Here is a 21,976-nt window from a genome sequence, read left to right on the forward strand (position 1 = left end):
CTCAAATTCATTCAAGGCATAATGATTTCAATGCTTATATGCTATTGTTACTGGCTACTTACATTTTACTCATCTATTATTAACTGTTGGTGTTTTTTGTCGTAAGACTAAGATTTTAAAAGGGTAAATGGCTGAAAAGCTTGTCAAAAATATGGCTAAATTCGAACGATTGACACAAAAGGAATTTAAACGAGGCTTCTCATTAATTGAGGTGCTTGTTGCATTAGTGATTTTAGTAATTGGCTTAATCGGTATTTTTAATTTACACATTGTGGCTAAACGCGGCAGCTTTGAATCTTTTCAGCAGACGCAGGCCTCATATTATGCCAACGATGTAATAAATAGAATGAAGTTGAATGCCACTCAATTGGGCACTTATGCAGGTACTTATACCGGAACATTAGCTGCGCCTTCGTTAAGTTGTATAGGGGGTAATTTATGTTCACCTGCTCAAACAGCGTTATGGGATAAATATGAATGGGAACAAGCTTTATTTGGAGCGTTTGAGATTGTTGGGAGTCAGAAGGTAGGAGGGCTAGAGAGCCCAGTAGGTTGCATTAACATAAATTCTAATACTGTAACTGTGATTATTACTTGGAGAGGAATTAGGGAAACTTCAGACGGCATTGGCGCATTAAGCTGTGGCTCGACCACTCCAGACAAAAAACGCCGTGTCTTCTCTGTTAAAACGGTGATTATTTAAATGTTTCATTTGAATCAAGTTTATGGGTATCAAAAGGGAATGTCACTCGTTGAGATCATGGTCGCGATGGTCATAGGACTTTTTTTGACTCTGGGTGTATTCACTATGTTCAATATGTCATCTTCAAATGTAACAACTACTAGTCAATATAATCAGTTACAAGAAAATGGCAGGATAGCTTTGGTTATTTTAGAACGAGATCTTAGCCAGTTGGGTTTTATGGGAGATATAACTGGCACAGACTTTGTCATTGGTTCAAATGCGACTATTTCCATAGGGACTGCTGTAGTGAATGACTGTGTAGGTGACGGCGTCAATAACGCTAGTTTACCAAACAATCAACCTGCACATTTTCGACGTCTATGGGGTTATGAGAATGGCGTTAGCAGCCAATCATTTGCATGTTTGTCAGATGTTAAGGCCAAAACAGATGTGTTGCAGATTAAGAGGTTGATTGGGCCCCCTGTTGAAGCGGCAGATGTAGAATTAACCCGTTTTTACGTATCGGCTACGTCTAGTGAAGCCGTATTCTTTAGTGGCGTAGGAGGCGTACCGGCATTACCTAATGCGCGGATCTGGGAATATCAGCATCATATTTATTACATAAAGAATGATGCCGATGGAATTCCTGTACTGAGACGAAGAACTCTTTCTACTGGAAACGGTATGTCGAATGAAGAGCTGCTCGTTGAAGGCATTGAAAATATGCGTATTTTATATGGGTTTGATAATGATGGTGATGACACTCCCGATGCATTTATGTCTGCAGCGGAAGTGACATCTCTTATGTGGGACAATCAAGAGTTTCAACGTCTCGTCGCCTTAAAAGTTTATATTTTAGTGCGATCAATACAAGAAGATCGTAGTTATACAAACGTCACAAAATACCGATTAGGTGATAAAGATACTAATACTAAAATTCCAGTGACGGAAGATCACTTTAGACGGAAAGTACTTTCTACCACTGTGGTTTTAGAGAACCCAGTATTGATGCGAAATTGAGTTATGAAGCGGACTTTGAGGCTATTTATGAAAAAACAAGAAGGTATTGTGCTGTTTTTCGCTTTGATAGTGCTCATTATTATGACAGTCATAGGTGTTGCTCTTGCTGTCAATTCGACAACATCTCTACGAATGGCTGGGGCGGGTTCAGAAAGAATAGAAGCACAAAGTATCGCCGGCGGTGGGCTTGATGAGGCTATTGAAAACTCGAAAGGCTCTACATTGGCGAATATGGCTGTAGAAACGACACTAACAAGTACGCTCGGAAGCAAACAATTATTAACGCCTATGCCTAAAGATGGCACAGTTCAGGATGTTAGTTGTCAACGTAATACTAAAGCAAGTGGTGCAAATTTGGTTAGTTGCCGTCGTATTGAGATTAGCAGCAGTGCATCATTTGGTCGGGATAATCTGGGCCAGTTGACGGTTGTTGCTGGTATTGAGCAAGAAGTGCTTACGGGGAGTTGATCATGTGGAAAATAGTAACCTTCACTTGTTTGTTTTTCTTGATAGGTCTATCAAGTCAAACTCACGGAGATGATACAGAACTTTATGTCTTTGAAACGGCAACAGATGCTGGAGCACGTCCAAAAGTTCTTATTATTTTTGATAACTCTGGCAGTATGGATACATGGGAGAATGTCCCTGATCCTGATTATGTTCCTCCAGCCGATTACAATTCTGACTATAATCCTTCGACCGATTACTCCGGCTCTGGTATTAAAGATATTATCTATTTTTCAACAAGCTCTAGTACTGATCTTGAGTCATTGTTGGATTCCAATAAGCGTTTTTATACCAAATACAATGGATGCCATCAAAGTTGGGCCCCATTGGCTGAGTATGGTTTTTTTAAAGGTCATGTAAGTGAGTATTATTCTAGAAACTGGGATGATCTTAGAACCAATCAAGATCTGAGTAAAACAAGATATGTTGATTGCAGGGAGGATATTACAACAGCAGATCCTATTAATTCCAGTGATTATGGTCACTCTGGATTTCCAAAGGATGGTTCAAAGAGTACACCTTATACTCATGTCTCAAGTCCATCAGATAATAACTGGAATTCAGCTATATCTACAGCGAAGGAAACGGATATAGGTAAAGGCGGTTCGGTAACGCTTTACACTGAAAACTATCTTTTATGGTATAAGCTTATTAAGAATGGCAACATTCCTATAGTGTCAAAGAAGCGTATTGATATTGCAAAAAAAGCGATTACAGATGTAATTAATACGACTCCTTCAGTTGACTTTGGATTGGCAGTATTTAATGCTAATTCTAATGGGAAGGATGGAGGCAGAATTGTTTCTGGCATTCGGGATATGAGTCCAGGAACAACTCCCGGTATTGTTGCTAGAAGTAGTATAGTATCTACAATTATGAAATTGAATGCAGAAACCAATACTCCATTATGTGAAACTTTAGTTGAGGCGTATCAATACTTTTCTGGAGGATTAGTTAAGTTTGGTCATAAAGATAGTAGCAGTCCCAGTTATGATACAAGTATTGAGTCTGGTTCAAATTATATGACACCCCTTAAAATCTGCAATGACATGGCATATGTAATTTATGTAACGGATGGGGCGCCATATTATGATTCTGATGCTAATACCTATGTGAAAAATTTGACTGATGGTGGCAATAAATTGGGAAATTATGCGCCTATGTATGCAAGAACATATAATGGTTGGGCTGATAGCTATCTTCCCGCGTTGGCGAGTTATATGTACCACAATGATTTAGTCAATAAAAATGATGCTAATGGTGATAACCCACTTCAAAATGTTCGAACTTTTACTATTGGATTTAGCTCCGGTGCTGATGATGCCGCCCCTCTTTTGATTGAAACAGCAAAACGAGGCGGTGGCAAATATTTTGCAGCTCAAGACAGTTTACAATTAACGAATGCATTATCCGATGCATTGAGTTCTATTCTCGAGATAGATTCAAGTTTTACCTCACCAAGCATTGCCAGTAATAATTTTGACCGTACTCAGACTTTCGATTCCGCATATTATGCTATGTTTTTGCCAGGAAAAGGTCCTAGATGGGTTGGTAATCTCAAAAAATTAAAGGTGACTTCGAGTGGTATATTGGTGGACACCGAAGGAAATGTTGCCATTGGTGATAATGGCAACATTAAAAAAACAGTTTGTACATATTGGACTGACTGTAGTAATGGTTCCGATGGCAATCAAGTGGAAGTAGGTGGTGTCTCACAAATGCTAGAAGGGTTAAATAGTAGAAAAATATATAGCAATACTGCAAGTAGTAACGGGCTTGAGCTCCTTACTGTAATCAATGCATCAAATGGAAGTACAGCTAATTTAGCTACTTATATGAGTATTGATGAAGCTGAGCTAGATTCTACGTTCAAATGGATCCATGGAGTAGATGTGGATGATGAAGATGGCGATGGCAGTACTACAGACAAACGCACCGATATTATGGGGGATCCACTTCATTCCAAGCCATTAGCAATAAATTTCGGTACCAATGCGGCACCGGATGTGCGAATTATTTTAGGTACTAACCATGGTTTATTACATATGTTTAAAGATGCTGGAACAAGTGTCGATGAATCATGGGCATTTATGCCGTATGAGTTGTTACCAAATGTTCCTAAATTACGAGAAAATCTGTCCAGTGGACACTATGTTTACGGCATGGATGCTTCACCTGTCGCTTATGTGAAAAGTGGTACGAGTGGTGGAAAACCAACTGCTGCTTGGGTTTTCTCAGGTATGAGGAGAGGTGGTTCATCTTATTATGCATTAAATGTAACATCGCCCGATACACCTAGCTTAATGTGGGTTATTAATCCAGATACGGCGGGATTTTCTGGACTAGGACAAACTTGGGCTGAGCCAGTAATAACATTAATTCCAGGACATGATAAACCCGTGCTCATTTTGGGTGGCGGATATGATGTTAGCTATGATGGAACACCGTCCACTTCACCGCTGGGGAGGAATGTTTATATTGTTGATGCGGAATCCGGTGCTCTAATACACACATTTGGTTCATCTGCAGGATCTGGAGTTACTGCATTACCTGGAATTAGCGATAGTATTCCCAATTCAGTTGCGGTTTTGGATAGTAATAACGATGGTGTTTCAGATCGTATTTATGCCACGGATACTGGAGGAAATGTTTGGCGTATGGATTTACCTAGTGTGAATACCTCTACATGGACAGCATATAAGTTTGCATCTTTAGGGGGGGATTTAGCGGCTGATCGTCGTTTCTTTGCTGAACCAGTTGTTGCTCAAACTTTATTTAGTAATATTTCTGAAGTGTCTGTTGTTAATTCTAATGGTTCGACTACGACTACTAAAAATTATCAGAATGTACCATATGATGCCATTGCAATCGGCAGTGGTAATCGTCCAACTCCATTGTCCAAATCGACCGAGGATATGTATTTTATTCTTCAGGATCGTAATGTTATAACTAAAAGTTATGGTGGTAGTGGTCATCCTGCTGCTCCAGCAGCGATTACGTTAAGTGATTTATACAATGTGACTTCAGCGGCACCATCAACTGAAAATGAAAATATACAATTTGGTAAAAAACTGGGGTGGTATTATGATTTTCAGACAACAGGAGAAAAGAGTTTAACTGCCAGTTTAATTGTTGATGGGAAAGTGTATTTCACCTCATTTATTCCACCTTCTCAGTCAGTTTCTGACACTGTATGTACTGTTTCTGGTATCGGTAGACTTTATGTATTTGATTTGCATAAAGGTATTCGTACTCTGGCTAATGTATATTATGAGTTAGGAGAGCGGGTCCCTGATACCCCTCAGATTGTCATTCCAGCGCCAGAAACAGGTAAAGAACCATATATTTACATTATTGGGGTAGGGAAAGGGGAAAAACGTGATGATGGTGAATATACTGGAACAATTAACGTAGGCTCAGGTTTGGACGTTAATAAAATTTATTACCACATAGATGATAATTAATATAGATGACAAAGATGAAATTAAACAAAGGTTTTACGTTAATAGAGGTGATGATTGCTGTGGTTATCATTGGGATTCTTGCCTCTATTGCCTACCCTTCCTATGTGCAATATGTCGCTAAAAGTGCACGTTCTGAAGGTCTAGCGGCGGTAATGAGGGTTGCTAATCTGCAAGAGCAGTACTATTTAGATAACCGTGCTTATACGACAGATATGACTAAACTAGGATTGTCTGCGAGTCCATTTATTACTGAACATGGACACTATAGTGTCACGTCTTCTGGTACTGGTACTCTAACAGTGACAGCGACAGCAAAAGGTATTCAGGCATCACGGGACACAGCCTGTGCAACTATTACGTTGACAAGTGCGGGGGTAAAAGGACCGTCAGAGGAGTGTTGGAAATGAGTAAATTAATATATGCCCTCTTTTTTTTAGCGTTAGCTGGTTTTGAAGGCGAAGTTTTGGCTGAAGAATTTCAAGACTATAAGTGTTATGTTGAATCATCGTATGGGGATGAATATTTAGTATTTTTTAAGTGGAATAAAAAGGATGTAAGTCGTCAAATGATGGCTCTACCAGCGAAACAATTAACTGATAAAATGGGGAAAAAATATTTTGTCAAATCGATTGATGAGTGTGTTCCTGTTGATAAGGATTTTATTTCAACTAAAGCAAAGAAATTAGATATTCAGACCTCGAAATAGTATGTAGTGAGGGAGAGATAAAAATCTGTGTAGATAGCATTCTATCTATATGTTTGCAAGGAAGACTGTAAATGTCCGAAGACGTACTGGAGGCTGCTTACAATTTTGTGGCAGGTTAATATTCTCATAAAATAATATGGTGACATGCTATAAAATCTAAGGAAAAAGGACTGTCAAATCTCCTTGTCGTGAAGAGGTGATCTTATGGCGAGCACAGGTTCCTTATGCGCTTACAGTCGATGGCCGAATTCTGATCTTGGACGCGTTCACTGATGATTAACAGCTGCTACCATTGACGCCGTATGAAATGATGCCGCCAACATTGACGATAACGCCTTTTGATCCTTCACTTTTTCCTCCGGGGCAATAAATTAATGTTCCCGCTGATGAAAGTCCATCAGATGTGAATGTGAGAGAATCAACAGAACCTGTAATTTTGTCACTCGAATGGAAACCGTCGATTGCACGTAATTCTTTATCGGTCCCAATATATACACGAATTCCTTTGCTCCAGTCTGTTGATGTCCCGCAGGAAGTGGCGCTAGCATATGGGCATACGTTCACGGTCGCTCCATAGCTGATGGCTTGATTGCGAGCAAAGACCATAATGTCATGGATTTTTGTAATATTATTATTTACCCGCATACCTTCGTAGAGAGAGACCAGTGACGGTATTCCAATGGTCAATAAAATTGCTGCGACAGTAATTGTGACCATTAATTCAATTAAGGTAAAACCTGACATTTTTTTTTGCATGCGGACTATCCTCACTTATCTTCCATAGAGTATAAGCGAGAATGGGGCTGATAACAGCATTTGAGTCATGCCTTTTTAATCTTATGTTTTAATGTGATATAGCTTCCTTGTTGTGATGCTCAGCACGGTTTTGTTTTCAAAAAATAAATTTATTATTCATTATTTTGGCGTTGTTAGGCTAAGTACAACTTATATTTTCATCGGTTGAAAAACGAACTCTACCAGCTTGATTAACAATAACAGCTCTAGAATAAGGGCTTGTGGCTGATGAGGGACAATATTTGAGTGTTCCATTTTTACCAGATGCCAGCCCGTCAGGCTGAAACCGGATTGCTGTACGATTGTATTTAACTATGTCTTTCGAATCAAAAGCATTTGTCATATAGAGTATTTTATCGCTGTCATCTAGTTGACCATTCTTGTTAATGTCAATGAATACTGTTAGTCCAACTTGCCAATTTTGTACGCATTTTTCATCGATAACAGCACATGCTGTCACTGTTCTGTTAAGGGTAATTGCTTGGTTACGTGCAAACTGTAGCGTTTGTTGGATGATGCGTATGCTGCTATCAGCTCTATATTGGGTATAAACATCAGTTAAGGATGGTATTCCGCCTGTAAGTAAGATCGTTAAGATGGAAAGTGAAGTCATAAGTTCTATTAGGCTAAAGCCTTTTTGATGAGTGTTCATAACAAATCCTTGTTATTTTGCGCTTGCATCCCGCGAGCGAGTGTTTGTTTTGGCTAGAATGTAATTATAAAATCTTACGTAACTGTTGTAGTGCTTTTTTTAGACTATTACGTACTAAAAGCGATTTTGTAGAAACTGTGTTTTATGAGTAAAGCACTACATTCTCTTCAATATTAACCTAACCCCGTGTAAGCTAGTGTTATTCTGTTTGTTTATGTTATTGCAAGGGACGAGGAATTTTTAATGAAAAAGGTTGAAGCCATTATTAAGCCATTTAAATTAGATGATGTGCGCGAATCACTTGCAGAAATTGGTATTACTGGAATGACGGTGCTTGAGGTCAAGGGCTTTGGTCGCCAGAAAGGGCATACAGAGCTTTATCGTGGTGCTGAATACATGGTGGATTTTCTGCCAAAAGTGAAAATAGAGTTAGTTATCCAGGACGATCTGCTCGACCAAGCAATTGATGTGATCGTTGAAACTGCCCGCACAGGCAAAATTGGTGATGGCAAAATTTTTGTCACTGATGTTGAACGTGTTATCCGCATTCGAACGGGTGAAGAAAACGAAGAAGCGGTATAAACTGCTGACTAACGAATCTAAAGGGCCTGTGGCCCTTTTTTGTTGGTTAAGCTGATGGAAGTACTGCTGAGTTTCTGAAATATCTTTAATGCAAAATCGTTAGTTTTACTGAACTAATGTAGTTATCTCTTATCTGTAACATGATATAACTGAGCCTCGCAAATGAGTTTTATGAGGTTGTCATTTTGGCTACAAAAAGAATAGTGATCGTGGGTGGTGGCGCTGCAGGTTTAGCACTTGCCTCTAAGTTGGGCCGTAAATGGGGCGGTAGTGATGTCGTCGATGTGTGCTTAATTGACCGAAGTCCTATTCATATTTGGAAGCCTAAATTACACGAAGTTGCTGTTGGCGTGATCGACCAATCTATTGAAGGTTTACTCTACCGCGATCACGGGCTTAAAAATGGTTATCGCTATATTCGTGGTGAGATAGAGCAGTGCGACCCTGACGCAAAATCGATTCAATTAGCCGCCGTCTATAATGATGAAGGCGAGATACTGTTAGAACAGCGACAAATCGATTATGATTTTTTAGTCCTCGCACTTGGTGGTGTTTCTAATAGTTTCAATACATTAGGAGCTGATGAACACTGCATCTTCTTAGATAGCCTTGAAAATGCCAACCTATTCCATCATAAATTACTCGACGCATTACTCCAATTAAACGAAACACAAGAAAGAGTCAGTATTGGCATTGTTGGTGCTGGTGCGACCGGTGTTGAATTAGCGGCAGAACTTCATCATGTGATTGAATCTGTTAAAGAGTATGGCTATCTGAATATTGCTAAACATCACCTTGATGTGCATTTGATTGAAGCATCACCCAAAATTCTCCCCCAATTACCTGAGCGTGTGAGCGCTAGGGCGCAGGCAGTTCTTGATAAGATAGGTATACGTTTACATATCGGTGTTCAAGTAAAAGAAGTGACTCGTGATGGTTTTATCACCCAAGATGGTGATGTGATTAAAGCGGGCTTAAAAGTCTGGGCAGCAGGTGTAAAAGGGCCAAAAGCGTTTCAGAACTTTACAAAATTGCCCATTACGCCGCGAAATCAGGTTGAAGTTGATGACTGCATGCGAGTTAAAGGCCATCAAGATATTTACGCCCTTGGTGATTGCGCCTTATTGATCCAAAGTTCCGGTCAGCCTGTCCCACCAAGGGCGCAAGCTGCAGCCCAGATGTCTGATACCTTGTTTGATAATATCGTTAATCGGTTACAAGGTAAGCCTGAAAAGGCTTTTGTTTATAAAGATTATGGCTCATTAGTGTCATTAAGCCGCTTCTCTGCAGTAGGCAATTTGATGGGAAACCTACGTTCTGGCACTTTCTTTGTAGAAGGGCATATTGCAAGATTGATGTATATATCTTTGTATCAAAGGCATTTAGCCAGTCTTTATGGTTGGTTTTCGGCAATTGTGTATCGAGTGGCGCAAAAACTATTGAAATGGCAGCGGCCAAAACTTAAATTACATTAATATCTATGTAATTTAATATGACTAAAAGAGAGCAAATATGCTCTCTTTTTTATGGTTTAGGAATAGCCGACGAGTCGCGAATGATAGGTTCAGGCGTAAAAGTCTTAGAATATATCGCATCTTGCTCGCGACGTTTTACGATTAATAATTCCGTTGCGACTTGCGCTATTTCTGCGTTTGGCTGATGTACTGTGGTCAGTTTAGGCCAAGTTTGACGTGAGAATGGGCTATCTTCGAAACCGACAATCGATAAGTCTACAGGGATATCTAATCCCGCTAAACGAGCCGCAAAAAGTGCACCAGCGGCAATTTCATCGTTACAAGCCACAATCGCAGTCGGACGATGTTCTAGTTTAATAAGCTTATTCGCACCGTCAACACCGGACTCAAATGAGTACTTCCCTTCAATTATGTAGTTTTCATCCAGTTCTAGGCCATTTATTGTTAATGCTTGTTTAAAACCAAGTAACCGTTCTTTGGTGGATTCATGGTGTAAATCCCCACTTAAAAACGCAATATGCTTGTGGCCTAAGTCAATCAGATGCTGGGTGATTTCAACGGCACCAAATTTATCGTTGACTAAAATAGTCAATCCATTCTGATCCTTGTCCTTTTCACCTGCAATAATGCGCACATAGTTAGCATCAATCTCCGTAAGCGCTTTGAGTACTTTTGGGTCTTCTGACAAGGGAGGCGTCAGTACTAATCCCGCTAGCCTAGAATATTTGACTAGTGCTGTAAGCTCATCACAAATGGTCTCTGATTTGGCATTGCAAGGGTGGATGACAAGTTCATAGCCCTTGTCTTTACAGGCTGCCAAGATCCCATTTTGCATATCAATAATGTAGTAAGCGTTTGGATTATCGTAAATAAAACCAATAGCATAGGATTTAGTACCCGCGAGGTTTCTCGCCGCTAAATTCGGTTGGTAGTTAAGCGCTTTTATCGCCTCGTTCACTTTGTCAACTGTGGCCTGCTTTACTGAAGGTTCGTTATTTGTGACACGGGATACTGTCTTTATAGACACTCCAGCATATTTAGCTACGTCGTTGATAGTGACTTTCATTGATGTAAAAACTCTTTGTCTAAGGTCGCGAAGGGTTAACTGTTCTATGAACGTAAATTCTTTACCAGCAATTTACAAGCTTACATTTTTATCAGTATTTTCTTACTTATGCGTCTTATAGTGCGAGCTTTTGATGTGCTTAGCAATCCTGAATTGTTACAAATTGGCGTTAATTTATCGTTGTTACAACTATGCTTGGAGTTGTAAATTTACGTCATAATATTAAAGCTCATGTTTTATAATGATTTTTAATAAAATTACTGATTCAAAATTCTGCTTTATGACATTTTTTTGCTTCCATCGTTATTTTGTTGTGGCAAGGCTGTTAATTATTGTGTAATGTTTGCACTAGACATGACAGCGTTGTCATTCCGCAGGGAATGGTTATGAATACTAAAACGATAATAAAGTTATGGAAGGGAAACGAGATGCGACCATCAATCTTTAAGAAAACTGTACTAGCAACAAATATTGCTATCCTACTCGGCAGTGCTGTATCCATCAGCGCTGTCGCTGCAAATGCCGCGGCAACCACCGCAGCGCCTGAAAATATTGAAAAAATTGAAGTTCGCGGTATTCGCGCTTCCCAGCAAGCTAACTTAAATGCCAAACGCTTCTCAGACAGTACTGTGGATGCGATTACTGCTGAAGACATTGGTAAATTCCCTGATAAAAACGTTGCAGAATCGCTGCAACGTATTCCTGGTGTCACGATCCAGCGCCAATTTGGTGAAGGCGCTGGTGTTTCTATTCGTGGTGCGGGTCAAGATTTGACTTTGACGACCCTGAATGGGCAAAACGTAGCTTCAACAGGCTGGTTTGTTCTTGAGCCTGCAAAACGTTCATTTAACTATGAATTATTACCATCTGAATTAGTTGGTAACTTAGAAGTCTATAAATCATCTCAAGCGGACTTAGCTGAAGGTGGTGTGGGTGGTACTGTTGTAGTTAATACCCGTAAGCCATTGGATATGGATTCAATGACTTTCTTTGCTTCTGCTGAAGCTCAATATCAGAGCGATTCGGGTGAAACAGACCCACAATTTTCAGGCTTAGGTAGCTGGAAGAATGATGATGAAACTTTTGGTGTATTGGTTTCTGGTGTTATGCAAAATCGTAGCTTGCAGCGTCAAGGCGATGAAGCGTTTTGGGAATGGGGCGCAGGCCCTGTCGCTTTTGAACAAGAACGAGAGCGTTCGGCTATTGCTGCAACATTTCAGTATGCGCCATCTGATTCATTAAACTTTGTGTTTAACGCGATGGACATGCAAATGGCCGCGGACAACACCAACTACGCATTATGGTTTACACAAGCTGACACCTCATGGTCAGGAGCTCCAGGTTCTGGTGCTTGGGATAACACCGAATGGATCGGTGGTTGTGGTTTATGTGGTGGTGATAAGCCAGATGCATCACAGTCAGGTTCTCAAGTTGCAGGCCCTGTTAACTTAGCATATTGGCAAGCTCGCCCCCGTGAAGCGACAATGAAGTCTCAAGTTTTCGACTTAAAGATGGAATATAGCGGCGATGGATACCAGTTTACGACTCAAATCGGTGATACAAGCTCTACTGGTGGTACCGATTTTGAAATGGTTGTTGAAGATGGTCTGGGTGGCACACCATTAAGTGGTGCGACTTACGACTTTACCAATGGTCATCAAACTTGGGATTTAAATGGTTTTGATACAGCCACTTATGATCCAGGTTCACTTGTAATGGGTACTGGTAGTAACTTTAATAAAACACCCAAAACGGATGATGAAACTTATATTCAAGCCGATATTAAGTTTGATGTAGATCTCGGTGTGGTTAATGCCATTAAAACGGGTCTGAAATATGCAAAGCATAATACAACGAGTCGCCGTTTTGATTTTGTACAAGCCAATGACTTTAATCCCGTCATATCAACAGCAGGATTAAATACTGGTACTTTTGCTGTAGGAACGAGTGAATACGATATTATTCGTTTTGATCCAGATGCACTAAAAGATTGGGCTAAATCGAGCATCATAGGTGAGACAGAAGATTTTGGTTCATACCGTGAGATTGACGAAGATAACTATGCTGCTTATGTGATGGCTAACTTTGCATCAGAAGGTGTACGCGGTAACTTTGGTGTGCGTTATGCGGGGACTGAAGCAACTTCAACTTACTATGTTGATGGCAAGAAAACCGATTCTTCGGCTAATTATGGGGAATGGTTACCAAGCTTGAACGTTGCATTCGACTTAGCACCAGATCTCATATTGCGCGCATCTGCAGCTCGAGTTATGGCTCGTCCACAGTATGATGACATGTATGTTAACCCTAACGTTTTAGGTGCGAATGATGATGTGCCTAATAACCAAAAATGGGTTGTTGGTAATATCGGGTTAAAACCATTTATTGCTAATCAAATAGACTTAGGTATTGAATGGTATTTCAATGAAGAGTCATTACTTTCTGCGGCTTTGTTTATGAAGGATGTTAAAAACTTCGTAACCTTTAGTGAGTACCATGCAGATAGCGCCGATATCCCATTTACTGGCACGTTAAAACCTGATGAAGTTGCTGGTGGTTGGACTGTGCAAGAGAAAGCCAATGGCGAATCTGCGACAATCCAAGGTTTAGAACTGCAATATCAACAAGACTTTGGTAACGGCTTCGGCTCAATTGTTAACTACACTTATACTGATAGTGAAACGAGTCCAAATACATATACAGATCGCAACCCGTTCTTAAGCGATAGTTCAAAGCATTCATATAACTTAACTGGTTATTTTGAAAACGATTTGTTCCAAGTTCGTTTAGCATATAACTGGCGTAGTGAGTATATGATCCGTGAAACTGGTTCATACGGTAATCGTTTACACGATGCATTTGGTAGCTTGGACTTGAGCGCAATTTGGCATGTTACTGATTATATGGATATTAAGCTTGATGGTAATAACCTGTTAGAAGAAGGTTCACGTCAGTTTGGTAACAATCAGTTCCAATCTAATCTAAGTGGCTTTACGGATGGCTTCCCTGTATTTGAATACAATATGGCCCGCCGAATTACATTAGGTGCTAGCGTACGATTCTAATCTTGGTTTAACTCATGTATAAATGAAAAAGGGAGCTTGCTCCCTTTTTTTATATCTCAATAATATTCAATCAGAAGAAGCCCTCAAGGAGCTCATATGACTAATTCAATCACCCCGCTTGACTCAGCAAAACATGCGCACCTTAAAGTGACTCCTACCACTTATGAGCATGTAGCTGAGCAACATTTACTACCCATTTCAATTTATGAGTTTGCTTATGCAGCTGTAGATTCACCTGTTGTTTTTGTTAAGAATAGTGAAACAGGAGAATACCAGTCCGTAATTATGCTTGGATTAAAACCTGGACAGAATTTGAAGCAAAAAGATGGCAAATGGTTAGGGCTGTATATTCCAAATGTACTTAAAAACTATCCGCTTGGGTTAATACTGAGTGCTGAACAACAGGATAAAGTATGGGTGGGGATACGTGAAGAAAGCGCTCATGTGAGTACTGACGAGGGAAATGCATTATTTGAAGGAGGAGAGGAAACGGCGTTTTTAAGATTGCGTAAAGAAAGTATTATAAAAAACTTTGAACAAGAACAAATGAGTAAGGCAATTATTGCATTTTTGGCTCAAAAAGAATTATTTTCTCCACAAAGTCTTACCGTTGACATCAAAGGCGAAAAACGCGGCATAAATGGTATCTATTTCATCGATGAAGCTAAGTTAAATCGACTCAGCTCAGATGAGTTCTTAGATATCAAGCAACGAGGCCTTTTAGCTCCAATTTACAGCCATTTGAACTCATTGCATCAAATTAATCGCCTAGCGAAAGAAGAAATCGAGTTGAGCGTTTAAGTAATTAGCAGGCATAGGTCATGACTTCAAGAAAAGATATAAAGAGTGTCGTCATTGTGGGTGGCGGAACTGCAGGTTGGATTTCTGCCTGTCATTTAGCTAAAAAGTTGAATGCTAGAACACCTAAAATACAAGTTATGTTAGTTGAGTCCCCGAACATTCCTACTATAGGCGTTGGTGAAGGGACAGTGCCTATGTTACGAGAAACATTAAAGTATTTTGGTATTCGAGAAGATGATTTTATTCATCGCTGTGATGTGACATTTAAACAGAGTGTTAAATTCATTGATTGGAATGAACCAAATTCAGGGGAGTACTATCACCATTTATTTGATTATCCCTACTTTAAAGATTTCACTTCAACTTGGCTCAATAAATCTCTTTCAGATAGAGGCCGCTACGCTGATCTTGTGTCAGTTCAAGGTCATTTAATTGATGCGGGGTTTGGCCCTAAAGCGATGACACAGCCTCAATATCGAGGGGCTATGCATTACGCGTATCATCTCGATGCTGCAAAGTTTACCAAGTTGTTGACCGAATTTGGTGTTGAACAGTTAGGCGTTAAACATCTGCTTGCAGAAGTTATTGATACAAAAATAGACGCTCAGGGAAATATCTTAGAGTTATATACTGATAACGCTGGTGTATTGACTGCGGACTTGTATGTTGATTGTACTGGATTTAGTGCTCAACTCATTGGCAGCGCATGTAACGTTCCCTTCGTTGATAAGAGTGACATTTTGTTTGTCGACTCAGCATTAGTTGTGCAGCTTCCTTATGAAGATAAATATACGCCTATCCCTTGTTTCACTAAATCAACAGCACAAGAGGCTGGCTGGATATGGGATATCGGTTTGTCTGAACGTCGTGGTGTTGGTTACGTGTATTCCAGTCAATATTCATCAATAGAGCAAGCTGAGAGTGTATTACGGGAATATCTAGGTAAAGCAGCTGAAGAAATCTCGTTTCGACACATACCTATGAAGGTGGGGTATAGAGAGAAATCTTGGCAAGGTAACTGTGTTGCGATTGGTTTGTCGAGTGGTTTTGTTGAACCTTTAGAAGCGACTGGTCTTCTTATGTTTGATGCGACAGCCAGAATGTTAGCTGAATGTTTTCCTGCTAATACTGACGTTATGCCACTTGTGGCTAATCGTTATAATCAGCGGGTATCGAATGCTTGGAATCGGGTGATTGACTTTATTAAACTTCACTATGTCACAGCCAAACGAATGGATACGCCTTTTTGGGTTGATAATAAAAATGAAATAAGTATTCCAGACTCATTAAAAGAACATCTAGAATTGTGGCGCTATCACATACCGACTGCCTATGACTTTACTTCTACGCTAGAATTTTTCAATTTAGAAAACTATTTATATGTACTCTATGGCTCAGACTTTGAGTCAACATTAAAGATGACATTAAATGATGAAGAGGAACGGCTTTTCTCGGAAATGACCGACAAACTAGACAAGCAGGTTACATTACTCAAATCGCAATTATTACCCCATAGGGAGTTAATTGAACGCATCAAGTTGTATGGCATCCAACTTAATTAATGGTTGAATTAAACGGCATGTAGAGCAAGATTGTTAATCTTGCTCTTTATTGTTTTAATTTTTTTTAATTTTTGCTAGAAATTCTTGATGTGATAAAGATTGCTCTTTGGCTCTAAACTGTTGTGTTTTTAAGTTGTCGAGTATTCTTGATATTTCAGTTTTGGGACAAGGTATATGGATTTCAGGAATATGCTGCATACCATAAAGTACGTAGCGATAATTCTCATCTGTAAAAACTGAACTATAGCCATTGGCAAGATCGACATACTCACAAACCTTGTCTTTCCATAGTGTCATTTTTTGTTCTAGAGCAGGGATGAATGCTGAGCTTTGTGCGGCTTTTTGCCAAAATTCATTATCATCTCTATCAGTTAAGCAGTAATGAAGTACGATAAACTGTCTAAGATCGGTATACAAGCCGTTCATTGCGGTATTATATGACGTCCTTATTGCTTGGGAGGGATTTGATGACGTTAAATGCGTCGCTAGCAATCTTGCCCCTAAGTTTATAAGATGCAAGCCTGTCGATTCTAAGGGTTCAATAAATCCACCTGCGAGCCCCATTGCAATACAATTTCCAACCCAAAATTCACGTCTACACCCTATCTTCATATCTAAGTGAACAGTTCTTATGATCTCTTGTTCATCGCCAAGATAAGCTTTTAATTCAGCCTCAGCTTGCTCCCTCGTTAGACTATTGCCATCGTAGACATAACCCGTTCCTTGACGATTAGTTAGGTCAATTTCCCAAGCCCAACCATGACTAAGCGCTGTTGCTGTCGTATAGGCTCTTGGTAGCTGGTGAGGCAGATATTCCCGCTGCATTGCAACGGCTTTATTGCAAGGTAATTCAGTTTCGAATGATTGCCAGTTATCATTCTTTAGGCTTTGAATTAAAAGCCCTTTAAAGCCTGTGCAGTCGATAAATATGTCGCTCTTGAATGAGCCTTGGTCAGTTACAACCTCAGTGATGTTGCCATCATTAACCAGAACGTCCGTTACATTTGCTTCAACATGCTCTACACCTGCTTGGGTGGCTTTGCGCTTTAAAAAGGCAGCCATGAGCGTCGCGTCTAAGTGGTAACCATAGGGGACAATACCTTGATATTGGTTCAAGTATTGCGTTTTAGGGCTTAAGTTATTTTGCATTAAGCTAAATGAAAGACTTGTTGCTTCAGCAAAGGGAGTGCTGTTTGATTCATTAATCTGATTATTTAAAATCCAAGCACTTGCATTATCAATTTTTCCAGATGGTTTTTGTTGCTCAAATGGATGGAAATATTCATGCATTTTACCATCGACTGGTTTCATCCAGTTACGAAATAATATGCCGGTCTTTAATGTTGCGTTAGTTTCTCTAAGTAGTTCATTTTCATCTAATCCCATAGCTGCAAAGAAGAATCGTAGACTATGAACGGTAGCTTCACCAACGCCAATAATACCAATTTCTTTACTTTCGATAAGTCTAATATCAATGATATTAGACGAATGGTTATATAACTTACTCAAGTAGAGAGCCGTCATCCAACCTGTGCTACCGCCACCGACAATAGTGATACTTTTTAGCGGAGAATTATTCATCTTAATGTTTCCTATTAACTCGCCAACATGACGCTACCCGTCAAAATTATCCAAATGGAGAAAAAGAGTTTTAACACTTTTACTGGCAGATATAGCGCTAATTTACGAGCGAGTAATCCTCCGATGACGGCACCTGGGCCTGCGAATAACACTAACTCAAAGAGGGCATGGCTATTTGTTGAAAAAATATGAATAGGGCTTGCCGACCAAACTGTAATTGCAGAGACAATGACGCCGGTGGCGACCGCCATTTTGGCGCATAGTCCCCGTAACATCAGATAAATGACGACTAATTCACCGACGCCTACCGATAACCAAGCTGTGATAATGCCGCCGAAATAGCCAATGAGAGCGAGCCAAAGAAAATCGACTGGCCTTATAGCGCGAGTTATTGGCGTGCTACTTTTGCTACTAATAACGATGGCGATACCGAGTACAATCGAGAAGATGCTGAAACTTGTGTGTAGCGAAGAGGGGGAGTTGAGCTGTAGTAATTGGCTACTCCAGAAACCTAAGACAGAAAAGAAGGCGGCAAGTAATGCTGCTTTCACAAAACCAGACCAGGCGGCATCTTCTCGGTGACGCTTTTTATAATGCAGTGACCATGAAATCGCGCCTGCTGTCATACCAAAGCATTGGATCATAAATGAAGTCGCAACACTTTGAGACTCACTAAAGTTGAGGCTCGAAAAAACGGGAATAAAGATGACTCCACCGCCAGCTCCCGTCGAATTGGCAAATATCGCTCCTGTAATACCCAGAAAAATAAAGCGGCCATATTCTTGGATAAGATCAAATGGCGAATGAAAATGGCTCGCCCAAAATAACCAAGCTCCACAAAGTAGCAATATCAAACTGAGGTTTCGGTAGTGCCGAGTTAAGCGCGGAGCAGATTGGGTATTACTGGGCACTAATGTGTTAAGGGGGCTCATCGATAGCTACCGTGATCTTTGTCATGTTATCGCCATGTTACCAATGAAAGACAACGTTGTCACATAAGCTTGAATAAATAAATTAAACATTTTAAGTGATTGAATAATAATGGTTAAATATGTCTATTCATAAAAAAAAACAATAATTGTCAAAAAAATGTAGAAATCCTGTTCTTTCTTGTGTACTTTAATAATGACAACGCTGTCATCTGCTTGTGTGATACGTTGTTTGTAAGGTCTGCATGAGAGGATGAGGTCTCCTTTTCATGTGTTTGGCAGGAGTATTGCTGTCGGGCGGCGATACGTTTGTCTTTGATATTTTGATAGTCTCTCCCCAGAAACTAGCGTGGGCTGGGTACTGTAAGCAGTGCCCAGCCATTTTTTTAGGGTGTTTTTACAATATGATTTAAATGCCTACCTCAGCATTTGAACGTTAGCGGCATAGATCAATAAAACTCTCTGGTAAAAACCAGATAATAAAAAGAGGCTGCAATTTATGGCGATTCATTTAACGGCTGCGATGCGCGTCATTGCAACGGGCATGATGAGTGTCATTCGTTATGTTTTTACACTAACGACCACACTTATCATCACTAAACGAGCAGCTTGCTGGTCACTGCTTATCATGGCTCTGACGGGGCTTTCAGCCTCATCCTTCGCTGTGTTTGCAGCCGATATTGCCTCAAGTCATTTCGCTGCAAACTCAAACTCAAACTCAAACTCAAACTCTAAATCTGACTCTGACGCCATTAAGTCTGATGCTTCTAACACTCGGCAACCGATTTCAAAAACAATCGTCACCACCATACCGCAGACTTGGCAGTTAAATTTACTTAAGGAAGCACTGCGCCGTTCGGATAGCGGCTATCAAGTGCAGCAAATGTCGACTCAAATGAATCAAAAGCGCAAGGTCGAAGAAGCACTCGCTGGGACAGTCGATGTGTTTTGGAGCATGACCTCAAAAGAACTAGAAGAAACTGTGCTTCCCGTGCGCATTCCATTGTTTAAAGGATTACTCGGTAATCGACTGCTGATTATCCGCAAAGCGGATGAAACGCGATTCGCCAATGTGAAAACCATGGCGGATTTTAGGCAGTTAAAGGCGGGGCAAAATCGTTATTGGCCCGATGCCACGATTCTAGAGGCCAATGGATTACCCGTCGTTACGAGTTATCAGTACACCAATCTATACCCCATGTTGGAAGGTGGGCGTTTTGATTATCTTGCCCTCGGCGCCCAGGAAATTGGTGAAGAACTCGCAAACCACCCCGATCCCGCACTTAAGGTCGATAGCCATATTCTGCTGCAATATCGCTCGCCAGCTTATTTCTTTGTGTCCCCTAAGCGCCCCGAACTTGCGGCGGCCATTTTAGCCGGGCTTGAAAGTATGGTCAGTGACGGCTCCTTTGATGAGATGTTCAATCGCGAGCTCAAAATTGAGCAACTGTACCGCGAGGCAAAGTTTGAACAAAGGGTCATTATCCGCCTCGATACGCCTGATTTAAGCCCGTTAACGCCAATAGATCGCAAAGAATTATGGTTAGATCTCTTTAGTATGCAAGGTGCAAAATAATGAAAACATTAGCCTTAAAAGTACAGATTGGGTTAGCAGCAGCGATTTTTATGATAGTCAGCGTTTTGTTCGGTGCATCTTACTGGTTGGCGAGCGATAAATTGGCCGCCAGTGAAACTGAGTTTGAAGACAATACCGTCGCCAATTTGCAAGTCACTATGGCGCAGCCCATCTTCACCTACGATTATGAACAAATCCAAGCCGTGTTGTCTGTGATGCTTAAATCTGCGCAGATTTATCATATCGTCGTGAGCGACCATCGCGGTAAAGTGTTAGCCGAAAGTCAACAGGCTCAAACTGTGGCCGATGAGTATTTGGTAAAACGTGAAATTCACTTTGCTGACCAAGGTAATCCGACGGGCCAATTGGCCATCCAGTTTTCTATGTTGCCCATTCGCGCTCAGTTGTCAGATTTACTCTTAGGTTATTTCTTGCAGGCGCTGTTAATTCTCGGTGGCAGTTTAATTGTTATCTTTATCATTCTTAAACGTTTAGTGATTAATCCACTGGAGAATGTTGTCCGCGCCATGGAAGAAATTGCCAGCGGCGACGGTGATTTATGCCACAGATTACCAGTTGAGAGTCAGGATGAGATTGGTCAGCTTGCCAAGGCATTTAATGGTTTTGTAGAGCAAATTCACGCCACGATTTCCAGAGTGCACGAAACTTCAGGGCAATTACTGGGCGATGCCAAAGCGCTTGGCTCATTGTCGCAAACCAATAATGATCGCGTGCAAACCCAACTAAAAGAAACCGAGGCCGCAGTGACGGCGGTTACTCAACTGAGCGCCAGTGCTAACGAAGTCGCCATTAATGCCAAGCGCACCGCGGACGCGGCGACTCAGGCCGATAAAGCGGTCGATGACAGTCAGCGGCAGTTTGATTCGGGATTAGACATCACTCGTAAACTGGCATCTGAATTAGCCCGCTCGGCATTGTCCGTTTCACAACTACAGCAAGAAACCCAAAAGATTGATGAAGTGGTCGTGGTGATCAACAGCATTGCCGAACAAACCAACTTACTGGCGCTTAATGCTGCGATTGAAGCGGCAAGGGCGGGTGAACAAGGGCGTGGTTTTGCTGTGGTGGCCGATGAAGTGCGCACCTTGGCGAGCCGAACTCAACAGGCCACAGGTGAAATACAGAAAATGATCCAGCAGGTTCAGAGCCGCGTGGCAGAAACTGTCACTGTGATGCAAGCGAGCCAAGCCCTTTCAACTCAAGGCGTGAACCGCTCGGAAGAAATTAAGTTAGTACTCACTAAAGTGACTGATTTAGTCTCAAATATCAGTAATATGAACATCGAAGTTTCCCATGCGGCACAGGAGCAAACCTGCGTCACCGAAGCGATTTCTCGTACGTTAAATGATCTTGCCAATGTCTCAGGTTCAGCCTCCCTCGATAGCGAGCACTTAGCGCACTCGAGCGAGCGACTGTTTCACCAAGGGGAAAGACTGCGGACGTTAGTAACTTCCTTCAGATTGTAGCCATTTCTGGAGCTAGATAAGGA

General features: G+C 40.9%; 18 protein-coding genes. 13 read left to right on the forward strand and 5 right to left on the reverse strand.

Annotation, left to right across the window (positions count from 1 at the left end; genetic code table 11):
* Positions 1-127: 127 nt before the first annotated feature.
* Genes pilV through NE536_RS19545 form a run of 6 tightly spaced genes read left to right on the forward strand, consistent with a single transcriptional unit; the run spans position 128 to position 6,382 of the window.
* On the forward strand, positions 128-703 hold the full coding sequence (gene pilV / locus NE536_RS19520) for a type IV pilus modification protein PilV (protein WP_261273734.1): 576 nt from the start codon (positions 128-130) through the stop codon (positions 701-703).
* On the forward strand, positions 704-1,705 hold the full coding sequence (locus tag NE536_RS19525) for a PilW family protein (RefSeq protein WP_261273735.1): 1,002 nt from the start codon (positions 704-706) through the stop codon (positions 1,703-1,705).
* A 27-nt stretch (positions 1,706-1,732) separates the two neighbouring features.
* Positions 1,733-2,173 carry a pilus assembly PilX family protein gene (locus NE536_RS19530; RefSeq protein ID WP_261273736.1) on the forward strand — a complete coding sequence of 147 codons (441 nt, stop codon included), beginning with the start codon at positions 1,733-1,735 and terminating at the stop codon, positions 2,171-2,173.
* Positions 2,173-5,676, forward strand: coding sequence for a pilus assembly protein (locus NE536_RS19535; protein WP_425347541.1), 3,504 nt, complete (start codon positions 2,173-2,175; stop codon positions 5,674-5,676). Before NE536_RS19530 ends, NE536_RS19535 begins: the two co-directional genes overlap by 1 nt.
* A gap of 14 nt (positions 5,677-5,690) precedes the next feature.
* A complete protein-coding gene (locus NE536_RS19540; RefSeq protein ID WP_261273738.1) occupies positions 5,691-6,083 on the forward strand; it encodes a type IV pilin protein in 393 nt (130 codons plus the stop codon).
* Positions 6,080-6,382, forward strand: coding sequence for a TapY2 family type IVa secretion system protein (locus tag NE536_RS19545; RefSeq protein WP_261273739.1), 303 nt, complete (start codon positions 6,080-6,082; stop codon positions 6,380-6,382). Before NE536_RS19540 ends, NE536_RS19545 begins: the two co-directional genes overlap by 4 nt.
* 276 nt (positions 6,383-6,658) lie before the next feature.
* Here NE536_RS19545 and NE536_RS19550 read toward each other — a convergent pair whose 3' ends face one another.
* Complete coding sequence (locus NE536_RS19550) at positions 6,659-7,138, reverse strand: GspH/FimT family pseudopilin (protein ID WP_261273740.1); 480 nt, start codon at positions 7,136-7,138, stop codon at positions 6,659-6,661.
* A gap of 178 nt (positions 7,139-7,316) precedes the next feature.
* Positions 7,317-7,829, reverse strand: a complete 513-nt coding sequence (locus NE536_RS19555) for a GspH/FimT family pseudopilin (protein ID WP_261273741.1) — start codon at positions 7,827-7,829, stop codon at positions 7,317-7,319.
* A gap of 243 nt (positions 7,830-8,072) precedes the next feature.
* On the opposite strand from NE536_RS19555, the gene glnB reads away from it, so the two are divergent.
* Both glnB and NE536_RS19565 read left to right on the forward strand, forming a co-directional pair.
* Entirely contained in the window at positions 8,073-8,411 is a 339-nt protein-coding gene (glnB, locus tag NE536_RS19560; protein ID WP_028760911.1) for a nitrogen regulatory protein P-II, read from the forward strand.
* 185 nt (positions 8,412-8,596) lie between these two features.
* The gene (locus NE536_RS19565; RefSeq protein WP_261273742.1) at positions 8,597-9,886 is read left to right on the forward strand and encodes an NAD(P)/FAD-dependent oxidoreductase; all 1,290 of its coding nucleotides are present in this window, start codon (positions 8,597-8,599) and stop codon (positions 9,884-9,886) included.
* 49 nt (positions 9,887-9,935) lie between these two features.
* On the opposite strand, the gene NE536_RS19570 is transcribed toward NE536_RS19565, so the two are convergent.
* Positions 9,936-10,952 carry a LacI family DNA-binding transcriptional regulator gene (locus tag NE536_RS19570; protein ID WP_261273743.1) on the reverse strand — a complete coding sequence of 339 codons (1,017 nt, stop codon included), beginning with the start codon at positions 10,950-10,952 and terminating at the stop codon, positions 9,936-9,938.
* A 386-nt stretch (positions 10,953-11,338) separates the two neighbouring features.
* On the opposite strand from NE536_RS19570, the gene NE536_RS19575 reads away from it, so the two are divergent.
* The 3 genes from NE536_RS19575 (at position 11,339) to NE536_RS19585 (ending at position 16,380) form a co-directional block, all read left to right on the forward strand.
* Positions 11,339-14,017 (forward strand): TonB-dependent receptor, encoded by a 2,679-nt coding sequence (locus NE536_RS19575; protein WP_261273744.1) that lies wholly within the window; start codon positions 11,339-11,341, stop codon positions 14,015-14,017.
* Positions 14,018-14,113: 96 nt separating this feature from the next.
* Entirely contained in the window at positions 14,114-14,818 is a 705-nt protein-coding gene (locus NE536_RS19580) for a SapC family protein (protein WP_261273745.1), read from the forward strand.
* A 20-nt stretch (positions 14,819-14,838) separates the two neighbouring features.
* Positions 14,839-16,380 carry a tryptophan halogenase family protein gene (locus NE536_RS19585; protein WP_261273746.1) on the forward strand — a complete coding sequence of 514 codons (1,542 nt, stop codon included), beginning with the start codon at positions 14,839-14,841 and terminating at the stop codon, positions 16,378-16,380.
* Between the two features lie 54 nt (positions 16,381-16,434).
* Here the strand turns inward: NE536_RS19585 and NE536_RS19590 are convergent, their stop codons facing one another.
* Together NE536_RS19590 and NE536_RS19595 are read right to left on the reverse strand one after the other, a co-directional pair.
* Complete coding sequence (locus NE536_RS19590) at positions 16,435-17,961, reverse strand: tryptophan halogenase family protein (protein WP_261273747.1); 1,527 nt, start codon at positions 17,959-17,961, stop codon at positions 16,435-16,437.
* A 14-nt stretch (positions 17,962-17,975) separates the two neighbouring features.
* The gene (locus NE536_RS19595; protein WP_259215129.1) at positions 17,976-18,893 is read right to left on the reverse strand and encodes a sulfite exporter TauE/SafE family protein; all 918 of its coding nucleotides are present in this window, start codon (positions 18,891-18,893) and stop codon (positions 17,976-17,978) included.
* Positions 18,894-19,389: 496 nt separating this feature from the next.
* Between NE536_RS19595 and NE536_RS19600 the strand changes: the two genes are divergently transcribed.
* Both NE536_RS19600 and NE536_RS19605 read left to right on the forward strand, forming a co-directional pair.
* A complete protein-coding gene (locus tag NE536_RS19600) occupies positions 19,390-20,466 on the forward strand; it encodes a substrate-binding periplasmic protein (RefSeq protein ID WP_261273748.1) in 1,077 nt (358 codons plus the stop codon).
* Positions 20,466-21,953 (forward strand): methyl-accepting chemotaxis protein, encoded by a 1,488-nt coding sequence (locus NE536_RS19605; RefSeq protein WP_261273749.1) that lies wholly within the window; start codon positions 20,466-20,468, stop codon positions 21,951-21,953. Before NE536_RS19600 ends, NE536_RS19605 begins: the two co-directional genes overlap by 1 nt.
* The last annotated feature ends 23 nt before the right edge of the window (positions 21,954-21,976 follow it).

The organism is Shewanella septentrionalis (assembly GCF_025370265.1).
In the GTDB taxonomy this organism is placed as follows: Bacteria; Pseudomonadota; Gammaproteobacteria; order Enterobacterales; family Shewanellaceae; genus Shewanella; species Shewanella hafniensis.

Coding starts and splice junctions, on each gene's coding strand:
- NE536_RS19550 (WP_261273740.1), bottom strand. CDS start 7,138: ATGCAAAAAAAAATGTCAGGTTTTACCTTAATTGAATTAATGGTCACA.
- NE536_RS19540 (WP_261273738.1), top strand. CDS start 5,691: ATGAAATTAAACAAAGGTTTTACGTTAATAGAGGTGATGATTGCTGTG.
- NE536_RS19600 (WP_261273748.1), top strand. CDS start 19,390: ATGGCGATTCATTTAACGGCTGCGATGCGCGTCATTGCAACGGGCATG.
- glnB (WP_028760911.1), top strand. CDS start 8,073: ATGAAAAAGGTTGAAGCCATTATTAAGCCATTTAAATTAGATGATGTG.
- NE536_RS19575 (WP_261273744.1), top strand. CDS start 11,339: ATGAATACTAAAACGATAATAAAGTTATGGAAGGGAAACGAGATGCGA.
- NE536_RS19525 (WP_261273735.1), top strand. CDS start 704: ATGTTTCATTTGAATCAAGTTTATGGGTATCAAAAGGGAATGTCACTC.
- NE536_RS19570 (WP_261273743.1), bottom strand. CDS start 10,952: ATGAAAGTCACTATCAACGACGTAGCTAAATATGCTGGAGTGTCTATA.
- pilV (WP_261273734.1), top strand. CDS start 128: ATGGCTGAAAAGCTTGTCAAAAATATGGCTAAATTCGAACGATTGACA.
- NE536_RS19590 (WP_261273747.1), bottom strand. CDS start 17,961: ATGAATAATTCTCCGCTAAAAAGTATCACTATTGTCGGTGGCGGTAGC.
- NE536_RS19545 (WP_261273739.1), top strand. CDS start 6,080: ATGAGTAAATTAATATATGCCCTCTTTTTTTTAGCGTTAGCTGGTTTT.
- NE536_RS19580 (WP_261273745.1), top strand. CDS start 14,114: ATGACTAATTCAATCACCCCGCTTGACTCAGCAAAACATGCGCACCTT.
- NE536_RS19595 (WP_259215129.1), bottom strand. CDS start 18,893: ATGAGCCCCCTTAACACATTAGTGCCCAGTAATACCCAATCTGCTCCG.
- NE536_RS19555 (WP_261273741.1), bottom strand. CDS start 7,829: ATGAACACTCATCAAAAAGGCTTTAGCCTAATAGAACTTATGACTTCA.
- NE536_RS19605 (WP_261273749.1), top strand. CDS start 20,466: ATGAAAACATTAGCCTTAAAAGTACAGATTGGGTTAGCAGCAGCGATT.
- NE536_RS19585 (WP_261273746.1), top strand. CDS start 14,839: ATGACTTCAAGAAAAGATATAAAGAGTGTCGTCATTGTGGGTGGCGGA.
- NE536_RS19530 (WP_261273736.1), top strand. CDS start 1,733: ATGAAAAAACAAGAAGGTATTGTGCTGTTTTTCGCTTTGATAGTGCTC.